This is a genomic window from Phocaeicola faecicola, from assembly GCF_013618865.1.
GTDB lineage: Bacteria > Bacteroidota > Bacteroidia > Bacteroidales > Bacteroidaceae > Phocaeicola > Phocaeicola faecicola.
This window is the reverse complement of the sequence record NZ_JABSOE010000030.1, coordinates 45,693-55,477: the sequence shown is the minus strand read 5'-3', so window position 1 is coordinate 55,477 and position 9,785 is coordinate 45,693. Positions and strand designations below refer to the sequence as shown.

The following is a 9,785-nucleotide window of genomic DNA, read 5'->3' as shown; positions in this document are numbered from 1 at the left end:
AAAACAGTTTGAAAGGATAAAATCTTCAAAACTAAGCTTATAAACTTCTCTCTTTAGAAAAATTCGAATGAATCCAATCTGAGATGAAACAATAGAGGCCATCTCAAGTTTATTTTGAGACAGCCTCATTTTTTTATCAGTTCATCCGGTTGAAACGGTACTGGAGCGAGATCATGAAATAGCTTCCCAGTTGCTGGGTATAGTATTCGTAGAAGCCTTCCGGAGAAGCGGTACGCCGCAGGCTTTTCCGCTGGTTCAGGATGTCTGCCCATAGCAGGGAAAGTTCCATGCGCTGTTCCTTGGCGAACTTCCATCCCACCTTGAGGTTCCAGAGGGCCTCGTTTTCCTCGTCACTGTTTACATAGCTTCCGCTGCGGATCTGGTAGGCGAAATCGGAACTGATCCGTATGCGCAGGGGCAGCTGTGCCGATAACGAGGAGCCGATGGTATAGTTGCGGTCGTACGTATTTTCTGTGTTCAGGGAATTCTTGTATTGCATGAAGTCCCAGCCTGCACTCAGGTCGATGTTTCCCCATGCCGGGAGATAGGAGATTTCTATCTTTGCATCCATTCCCGAACTTTTTGTAACGCTTTTTTCCAGGTGGTTGTCTCCGGTTTCATCTATCAGTCCCATGTCACGGTTGAAGTTTCCCCCGCCTCTTCCTCCGATTTTCAACGAATTGAACCGGTGTTCGTAGTTGAAACTTCCGTTGATTCCCCAGTTCCCGTTCAGGTTCACCGGATAGGTTTCCCTTCCTCCTGTTTGCGGAATATACCGCGAAGCCTGTGTGACGCTGTTGATTTCCTGCCGCCAGAGAAGATAGGACGAAAAACCTTTGGTGTAATTGCTGAATGTCAGACTCAGACTGTGCTGGTACGAAGGTTTCAGGTTGGGGTTGCTGCGCGTGACGTAAAGTGCGGAATGATAGACCGTTGGAGCCATCAGTTCCTGCAGCGAGGGCTGCTGGGTATTTCCGTTGTAACTGATACCCAGGTCATAATCGTTTTTCCGGTAGTTGACGGAGAGTCGGGGAGCCCATTCCAGTGAATTTCCCAATGTATCCAGCTGCATCTTTCTTTCTTCCTGTTTCAGTTTTCGCTGCTGTGGCGCCAGACTGATGCCTCCATAGATGTTCCATACCTCTCCTTCGTGGGCATATGACAGGGTCAGCAGATGCTTGTAGGTGCGACTTTGCCGCCGGTTGCTCAGGCTGTCGATGTGGTGTTGCTCGTATCCCGGTTCCAGACTGGTTCCGGATGAGTTTTCTGCGGCGAAAGCCGACAGGTCGTACGTATCCTGTGTCTGCTCTTCGTGCTGGCTGTTGAACGCATAGGAGAACTGCAGGTGGTCTGTCTTGCTGAGTTTATGGGTGTAGGCCACCTGTATTTCATTGTTCCGGCTGAGGACGGGCAAATGCTGGTATTGGTTTCTGTAATCGACCGAGTCGGTTCCGTGAATATTCTGCAGCAGATAGAAGGTACTGGTGGATACCCTGAAACTTTCTTCTTTCCGACGGCTGAGCGAAGACGAGAAAGAGACTTGCAGGCTGTTTCCCTTTTCGCTCAACTGGTGGGTCAGGCTGGTGAAGAGGTTGAAGCCCTTGACTTTTGTCCGGCCGTGGTTCTGTTGTTCGATTTCGTTCATGCGGGTTTCCGGGTCGAAATCCTCCGGGTAGTCGAAGGGACGTGTCAGACTGGTTCCCGGATGCTCGCTGAATTTCGCCGAATGCATGTCCGTTTCGTTTCGGGAGCGGTTGAGGTTCATGCTTCCCGATGCATGAAACATTGTTTTCTTGCTGATGTCCCAGATGATGTTGGCAGAGGAAGACAGGCCATTGTACTGGCTTTTGGTCAGGTTCTCCGAGACTCCGTACTGTTCCTTTCCGCTCATATACTGTTCGTTGCGCGAGGTCGATTCATCTCCCTGACGGGAATGGACATAGTTCAGGCTGGTCGAGAGTTTCAGCTTTTCTCCGATATTTTTCGAAAGGTTTCCTCCGAGGTTTCCGTTCCGGTTACCCGGATAGGCCGAAGTAATGTTCCGGTTGCCGAAGCTTCCTACCAGGCCGATATTCTCTCCGTTGTCCTTAAATTGAAAAATCTGTCCTCTTGAATCGAATTTATGCTTGTTGCCGTAGCCTCCTTCCAGGCCGGTCATCAGCGAACCGTTTACTTCTTTGGCGGTCTGAAGGTCGAGGACATAGTTTTTTTCCTGTCCCTTGATGCCGGTGAGCTTTTCTTCTTCGGCCGATTTGTCATAAACTTTTAACCGGCTGACAAAGTGAGCGGGGATATTCTCCAGGGCTACACGGTTGTTGCCCTTGAAAAACTCTTTTCCGTTGACCGTGATTTCCTGTATGGGCTCCCCTTTGTATTTCATTGTCTTTTCTTTCGGGTCATAGTTCAGTCCCGGAATGCGCCTTACGAGTTCTTCCAGATAGGCTCCTTCCGGAATCTTATAGGCTTCTGCGTTATATACGGTGGTGTCTCCTCTTTGCTCTACCGGCTGGCGGACTGCCGTAACCACAACTTCTTCCAGTTTTCTGCTGCTTTCCTGCAGGGCAAGTGTGCCCAGGTCAATATTGTCTTTTCCAGTAGTGATTTCCTGAAACAGGGAGACGCATCCCAGGTAGGAGGCTTTCAGTAAGTATTTCTTTTGCGGATTCCGCTTGTATTGGAGTTGGAAATGTCCCGTTTCGTCGCTGGTACCTCCTGCCACAAACGTGGAGTCGGGCATCAGCAGGATACTGAGGTTGGCATACGGCAATGGCTCCTGCTGCTTGTTCTCATTCATCAGCATGATACAACCTTTGATTTTCTGGTATGCGGTCCTTTTTTCGGCAGACACGGTTAATATACTCAAAAGGCACAACAGGCAAAAGTATAGTTTATGCATATTAATCGGGACATTATTCCAGGCAAAGCTATATATAAATATTGGTTTTCGGGTGGGATGCAAAGGATTTTTTTATTGTACCGGAGAGTTGCATTCTCCGATGTGCTGGAATCGGGGCCGGCCAATAAAGCCAGAAGAAAAATCAGAAGTGATTTTTGTATATATTTATTATTGATTCCTGGGTTTTTGTAAAATGTTTATTTTCAGTAAGTAGGGATAAAAAATATTTTGATTTATGCTGCGTTTGAAAAAATGTGTTTATTTTGCAAAATTAAAGGAAACAGACTTGAATCTGAACTGTTTAGTATCGGGCATTCAATGAGGTATAAGCAGAGGTTTATTAATATTAATATGGAAAGAAAATTCTTCAGTTTAGAGAAAAATGTAGTGGGGCTTTGGTTAAGCTTGTGCCTTTTTTGCTTGCTTCCTGTGCGGAGGAGAAGGAGTATGACAAGCTTGCGGGTGATGATTATTTGCAGTTGTATTTTACCAAATCGGAAACAAGAGCCGATCTGGCTCCCGACGGTTCGGGAAATTTCAGCGAAGGCGACCGTATCGGATTGTATATTAATGGCGAAAATGGACTAACCTATAGAGAACTGACCTTTACCGGGGGAGAATGGATGCCCCGTTTGAGACGTTCTGATTTTGGAGCGGGACGCCTGCAACTGTCTGCCCATTATCCTTGCATACCGTCTGCCGCAGAGGATAATGCAGAGTCGGTTTCTTTGTCTGTAGAACTGAACCAGCAGGAGAATGGTTACACTGCTTCCGACTTGCTGTACTCACAGTCGGCGCTGGAAACGGGAGAGTATACGTCTGTCATGACTTTCCGTCACGTGATGCATCGTTTGAGGGTAGAATTCTCGGATGCGGCCGGAGATCTGACTGTCAGAGTAAGAAGCAAGGTAGGAGGTACGGTGAATCTGCTCACCGGTAATACTCAGTTGGGGGAAGGAGATTTCCAGTGGATCACTCCCAAGAAAAATACGGACGGCAGTCTGGAAGCGCTTATTTTTCCGCAGTCTGCATTGCCTTATCGGGAAAGTGAAGGTCTCATGGAGATTACCGCCGACGGTAAGAAGGCGATATATAAGGTTCCGGAGCTGCAGAACGACGGCAGTCCGCTGGAGTTTTTTATGGCAGGTAAGGAAACTACGGTCCGGTTGTCTGTGCAGGCTTCTGATTCGGAATGGAAGAATAAAAAATGCTGGACATACGGCACTTATGCTGCCGATGAATCTGCCTGGCTGAAGCTCTTCCCTGAGTATTCCAATCTTTATTTGCCCTGGAAGAAGGAATATGGATGGTACGATTGCAACAAACGCAATCCTACGGCAAATCCAAATCTGACTCCCGATGGAATGATGTGTTGGGCTGCTACGGCTGCCAATCTGATGCACTGGTGGATTGCACAGAACAAGAAATACGTGGATCTGTACGGTGAAAGGTATAAAGGACCGGTTTACGATTATCCGTTGGATAAACCTCAGGAAAGTGATATTTTCCAATGCTACGTGGATGCATTTGATGATAAGGCCGGGAAAATTGATGATGGAATCAACTGGTTCATCCACGGTAAGGTTCCTTCTTATCCTAAACTGCTGGCTCCTTATAATTATGCCGGTTATTTTAAGGATGTGTTTCCAGAAGGGGTTCTTTTAGGCAAAAACATCGGTGGATTGAGTAAGGAAAATTTCAATGAGACAATCAAAGATGCCTTGAAAAACAAGAAAGGTATAGGGATAGTCATAGGTCCGGCCAATAAAAGCCATGCTGTAACCATGTGGGGAGCAGAGTTTGATGAAAACGGAGATGTTTCTTATATCTATATGGCAGACAACAATGACCGGGATTACTTTGAACAGTGGAAAGTAGGTTGTCTGCGTCTTCAGATAGTGTATGAAACGTATCCTGAAGGAGGTTCCTATACGTGCTTTAAATCAGGGTATATTGAGGATAACAGATCGACTGTTATAAGTCGTATCGTGACACTTGATTTGGGCGAGGAATACTGGAAGAAATATTTGGGACTTTAATAGGCCTTATTGTCGGCAGAGAGCCGGTGATATGTTGAGAGAATGAATGATTTTATTGACTGATAAATTTTTGAATAATAAGTTATGAAGAGAAAACATTATGCGTCCATGGCTTTGGCTGTGCTGTTGTTGAGCGGATGTGGAAACAATGAGGTACCCGGTGGTACTCCTACAGAGAATACCGATAAGAAAATCAGTCTCCGTACTTCTATCATTGCTCAGGAGAAAACTACTGTGGCAAGAAGTCCTGAACTGGACAGCAACGGTAGCGGAAACTTTTCTGATGGAGATGTCTTTGCTCTGCAGATTTCTTCACAGGCTGCTTCGGAATGTGTGAATTTCGATTATACGGTGGCTTCTACACAACTGTACTGGAAGGAGGTTTCTTTCTCAGCTCCTACCTCAAAGGTGAATTTTGCGGCTTGTTATCCGAAACAGCAGGTCCAGAATGGAAAATTTACCTTCGACCTGGCTACGGCTGCCGATAAGGACTTGCTGCTGGCATATACCTCGGGAGTGAACATGGAAAGTGAGACTCCGGTGGCGATGACTTTCAAGCATGCCATGCATCGTCTGGTAGTGAACTTTACCGCAGCCGAGGGAGTGGACATTACCGGTATCACTACTAAATGTACTGCCAAGTCGTCTTGTGAGGTGAATCTGTTCGACGGAACGTTGAACAATACGGCTGCACAACAGTCGGTATTTACAGCTGAGGGAGAGCATGTGTCTTTCACACTGGTACCTCAGCGGTTGTCGGATGTAACGCTTGAAGTATCCTTTGGCGGTTTTACGAAGACATTTGAATTGGATCAGCTGGTTACCGACACTGAGGAACTGCAGGGTGGCAAGCAGTTGTCGATTGACCTGACAGTGAAAAACGGTTATATCGAACTGGGCAATGTAACGATTGAAGGCTGGGGAAACCAGGGAACCATCGAAGGCTCCATCATTCTGTAACGAAGGGTGGTATGGTTTCCTTCAGGGGACCTGCTGCACAATGATTCTTTTATATCAATGAGGATAGGCAAAAACGCCCGGCTTCCTGCAGTTTACTGCAAGGAGGCCGGTCGTTTCGTTTGTGGGACGATGTGGAGGCTAAGGTTTCGTCGGAGGATAAACGGCAATCTTGATGACCCCGTCCAGCCGGTTCTCAAAGATACGGTAGGCTTCTTCGATTTCCTCCAGCGGGAAACGGTGGGTAATGAGGGGCGTGGTGTCAATCTTTCCCTCTGCAATCAGCTGCAGGATTTCCTCGCAGTCGCATCCGTCAACGCCTCCGGTCTTGAAAGTCAGGTTTTTCCCGTACATGTCCGGAAGCGGAAGCTGCTGAGGCTCGTCATAGAGTGCCATAATCGTTACGATGGCGTTCGGACGGGCACACTCCCAGGACATCCGGAAACTCTCCGGTGTTCCGCCTACTTCGATGACCACATCCGCTCCGCCGTGCAGGCTGTGCTGCTGTACGAATTCCTTGCAGTGTTCCGGACGTACGGTCAGTACTTCCGGATAATGTGTCTCGATGAAACGCAGTCTTTCTTCCGACTGTTCGCAGACAATGATTTTCCGGGGATGCTTCAATAACGTACACAGCAGGGTGCAGATACCGGTCGGTCCGGCACCGATGATCAGTACCGTGTCTTCGGAAGTAATCTCGGAGATACGGGCCGCCCAGAATCCCGTAGCCAGAATGTCTCCGGTAAACAGTGCCTGTTCGTCACTCACCCCGTCCGGTATCCGGTTGAGGCCCTGGTCTGCATAAGGCACCCGTACGTATTCGGTCTGTCCGCCGTCGATGCGGCATCCCAGTGCCCATCCTCCCTGAGGATCCTCACAGTTGTTGACGTATCCGTGGCGGCAGAAAAAACATTCCCCGCAGAACGTCTCCACGTTGACCGTTACCCTGTCTCCGGGCTTTACTGAAGTGACAGCCGCTCCGGTCTGTTCCACGATTCCCACCATCTCATGACCAACGGTAATTCCGGGTACGGCACGGGGAACGCTGCCGTGCTTGATGTGCAGGTTGCTGGTGCAGATACTTCCCAGGGCATCACGCGGGTCAAGCAGTTTGGGAAGGGGCTTTTCAATCAGCGAAAATTCCCCTTTTCGGATATAAGTATATGCTAACATAATGAAGCGTATTAAATTTTCTTTTCTACCTTTGTTACAAAAATACAAAAGAATCGACAAAGTATGATACATTTTGATACAGACTATATGGAGGGGGCACATCCGGAGGTGATGCGCCGCCTGTTGGAGACCAATCTGGAGCAGACTCCCGGATACGGAAGCGATGTGTATACAAAAGCAGCCAAGGAGCGGATACGTGAGGCCTGCGGTTGCCCGGAAGCGGGAGTATTTTTCCTGGTGGGAGGAACGCAGACCAATGCAACGGTAATCGACGGTCTTCTTGCCCGCCACGAAGGGGTATTGGCTGCTGAGACGGCCCATATCAACGTGCACGAGGCCGGAGCCATTGAGGCCGGAGGACACAAGGTGCTGACCTTGCCCCAGCATGGAGGAAAACTCTGTGCGAAGGAGGTGGCTGCTTATATTAATGATTTTTACCGCGATGAGACTTATGAGCATATGGTGGCTCCGGGAATGGTGTATATCTCACATCCTACCGAGCTGGGTACGTTGTATTCCCTCAGTGAACTGGAAGAATTGAGTGCGGTTTGCCGCAAGGCAGGTATTCCCTTGTATATGGACGGGGCGCGTTTGGGGTATGCACTGGCAGCTCCGGATACGGACGTGACATTGAAGGACATTGCCCGTCTGTGTGATGTGTTTTATATCGGAGGAACCAAGGTCGGAGCCTTATTCGGTGAGGCTGTCGTTGCTCCTCAGGCTCAGCGCCTTCCGCATTTCTTCTCGCTGATCAAACAGCACGGGGCACTGCTGGCCAAAGGACGTTTGCTGGGCATCCAGTTTGAAACCCTGTTTACCGAAGGACTGTACGAACGGATGGGAGCGCATGCGGTCCGCCTGGCCCTGAAACTGAAAAAGGCTTTTGCAGACAAGGGATATCGTCTGTATCTGGATTCTCCTACCAACCAGCAGTTCGTGTGTCTGCCCAATGAGGTGATCGACCGTCTTTCGCAGGAGGCGACTTTTGAATTGTGGGGGCCTCGTGGAGAGACTGAGACAGTAGTCCGCTTTGTTACAAGTTGGGCTACCCGTGAGGAAGACGTCGACCGTCTGATTGCCTTATTATAAGGACATCGTATCCCGGATATTGAAATACAGAGAAAGAAACTGCTTTTTTCTTTTAAGAAGATGGGAAGAGAAGGGCAGGATAGTTTCAACCCGCACCGGAAGGTTCTGCAACTTTCCGCCGCGGGTTTTTCGACTTCCGTCCGGAGGTTGCAGAACCTGCATGCGGAGGTCGGATATTTCATATAGGCGAAGCAGACAGTTCTTGCTGGTTGTATACGGAATCCGAATGGATATTTGAGAAACCGCAATACCAATGAAAGGCGGTACCTATAGTGTGAAAGTGTTTTCAGCGGTTCTCTGCCCGTTTTTTATACCTGTGCGGCAGCCGGAAAGGAAATCTTGAACCTGGTCCATCCGTCGGGATAAGTCCGTAACGAAAAAGTACAGCGATGCTTGTCCAGAATATCCCTGATGAGCAACAGGCCGATGCCCTGTCCGTTGGGCTTGGTAGAGAAGAAAGGCGTGAAAAGTTTGGACTCCACCTCCTGTGGGATTCCTTTGCCTGTATCGGCAATGACCAGCATCGGGTTCTCTGCAGAAGTTTGAATCGTGATAGTGCCGGTAGTGCCTTCCATGCTTTCTGCCGAGTTCTTGATGATATTGACCAGTACCTGCTCAAACAATCCCCGGTCCATACTGACCTGCAGGTCCGACGGATCGAGTTCCACTTTTAACTGGATCTGCTTTTCCCGACAGAGCGTTTCCATGAACACCCTGCATCCGTTGACGGCATCGTTCAGATTGATGTCCGTCAGGTTGGGTTCGGGTATTTTTACCACATCCGCAAAATTGGTAATGATACGGCTCATCCGCAGGTTGCGTTCTATGCAGACACTCATTACCTCACAGAGGTCTGCCGATTTCCCGTCTGCTTCCAGTATTCCCTTTACCGTATCCAGCGTGGAAGTTACTCCGGCTACCGTATTGTTGACTTCATGCGCAATCATCCGGATGACCTTTTCATAGGCTTTCTTTTCCGCCTTGACCACTTCGGAGGTCAGACTTTCGATCAGAATAAAAGGATGTGCAAATCCCCTGTCGATGAATGACAGATGCGAACACCTGTATACCTTTGCATCACTCAGGCGTACGGTCCGTGTCTCTCCCGTAGGAAGCAAGGCTATCTGGCTTGCCAGCGGAGAAGAAATCTCTTCGAAGAGCTTTCCCTTCAGTTCCTCTTCATTTTCCGTATTCAGTAACCGCAATGCCGCACGGTTGGCCATCGTAATGCGGTGGTTGAAGTCAAGCATGACGACCCCCATCGGCGAAACCTCAATCAGCAGATCCAGCAGGTGATTCTGTTCCCGCAGCCGCAAGCGCTCTTCTTTCAGCTGCACCATCATCCGGTTGAAGACCTCCACTACACGGTCGGCTTCTTTTTGACCGACCTTTTTCAGCCGGCTGCTGAAATCCTGTTCGTTCAGCAGATCCATTCCGTTGGCAATGGTATCCAGCGGTCTTATCACCTTTCTGTAAAAGTAAAGTATAAAGACCAGTGTACCGATGATAATGATTTCGGACAGGTAGAACAAGGTCGTTCTTTCTACAGACAGAGGGATTACGACAAGGCTCCACGGCAGTAAAAGAAAGATTGTCAGGATGCCGAACAGGTATTTCAGTTTCATACGTTC

Annotated in this window: 6 protein-coding genes; 3 read left to right on the top strand and 3 right to left on the bottom strand. The window is 48.7% G+C overall.

Annotated features, from left to right (window positions below; genetic code table 11):
- Window positions 1-136 precede the first annotated feature (136 nt).
- Window positions 137-2,800, bottom strand: a complete 2,664-nt coding sequence (locus H3001_RS09895) for an outer membrane beta-barrel protein (protein WP_181214806.1) — start codon at window positions 2,798-2,800, stop codon at window positions 137-139.
- Between the two features lie 491 nt (window positions 2,801-3,291).
- Here H3001_RS09895 and H3001_RS09890 point away from each other — a divergent pair, with 491 nt between their 5' ends.
- Both H3001_RS09890 and H3001_RS09885 read left to right on the top strand, forming a co-directional pair.
- A complete protein-coding gene (locus H3001_RS09890) occupies window positions 3,292-4,935 on the top strand; it encodes a fimbrillin family protein (RefSeq protein WP_181214805.1) in 1,644 nt (547 codons plus the stop codon).
- Window positions 4,936-5,019: 84 nt separating this feature from the next.
- Window positions 5,020-5,895: a fimbrillin family protein gene (locus tag H3001_RS09885; protein ID WP_181214804.1), complete on the top strand. Its 876-nt coding sequence runs from the start codon at window positions 5,020-5,022 to the stop codon at window positions 5,893-5,895.
- A 138-nt stretch (window positions 5,896-6,033) separates the two neighbouring features.
- Here the strand turns inward: H3001_RS09885 and H3001_RS09880 are convergent, their stop codons facing one another.
- The gene (locus H3001_RS09880; protein ID WP_181214803.1) at window positions 6,034-7,065 is read right to left on the bottom strand and encodes an alcohol dehydrogenase; all 1,032 of its coding nucleotides are present in this window, start codon (window positions 7,063-7,065) and stop codon (window positions 6,034-6,036) included.
- Between the two features lie 63 nt (window positions 7,066-7,128).
- Between H3001_RS09880 and H3001_RS09875 the strand changes: the two genes are divergently transcribed.
- On the top strand, window positions 7,129-8,154 hold the full coding sequence (locus tag H3001_RS09875; RefSeq protein WP_181214802.1) for a threonine aldolase family protein: 1,026 nt from the start codon (window positions 7,129-7,131) through the stop codon (window positions 8,152-8,154).
- A 308-nt stretch (window positions 8,155-8,462) separates the two neighbouring features.
- Here H3001_RS09875 and H3001_RS09870 read toward each other — a convergent pair whose 3' ends face one another.
- Window positions 8,463-9,779 carry a sensor histidine kinase gene (locus tag H3001_RS09870; protein ID WP_181214801.1) on the bottom strand — a complete coding sequence of 439 codons (1,317 nt, stop codon included), beginning with the start codon at window positions 9,777-9,779 and terminating at the stop codon, window positions 8,463-8,465.
- Between the last annotated feature and the right edge of the window lie 6 nt (window positions 9,780-9,785).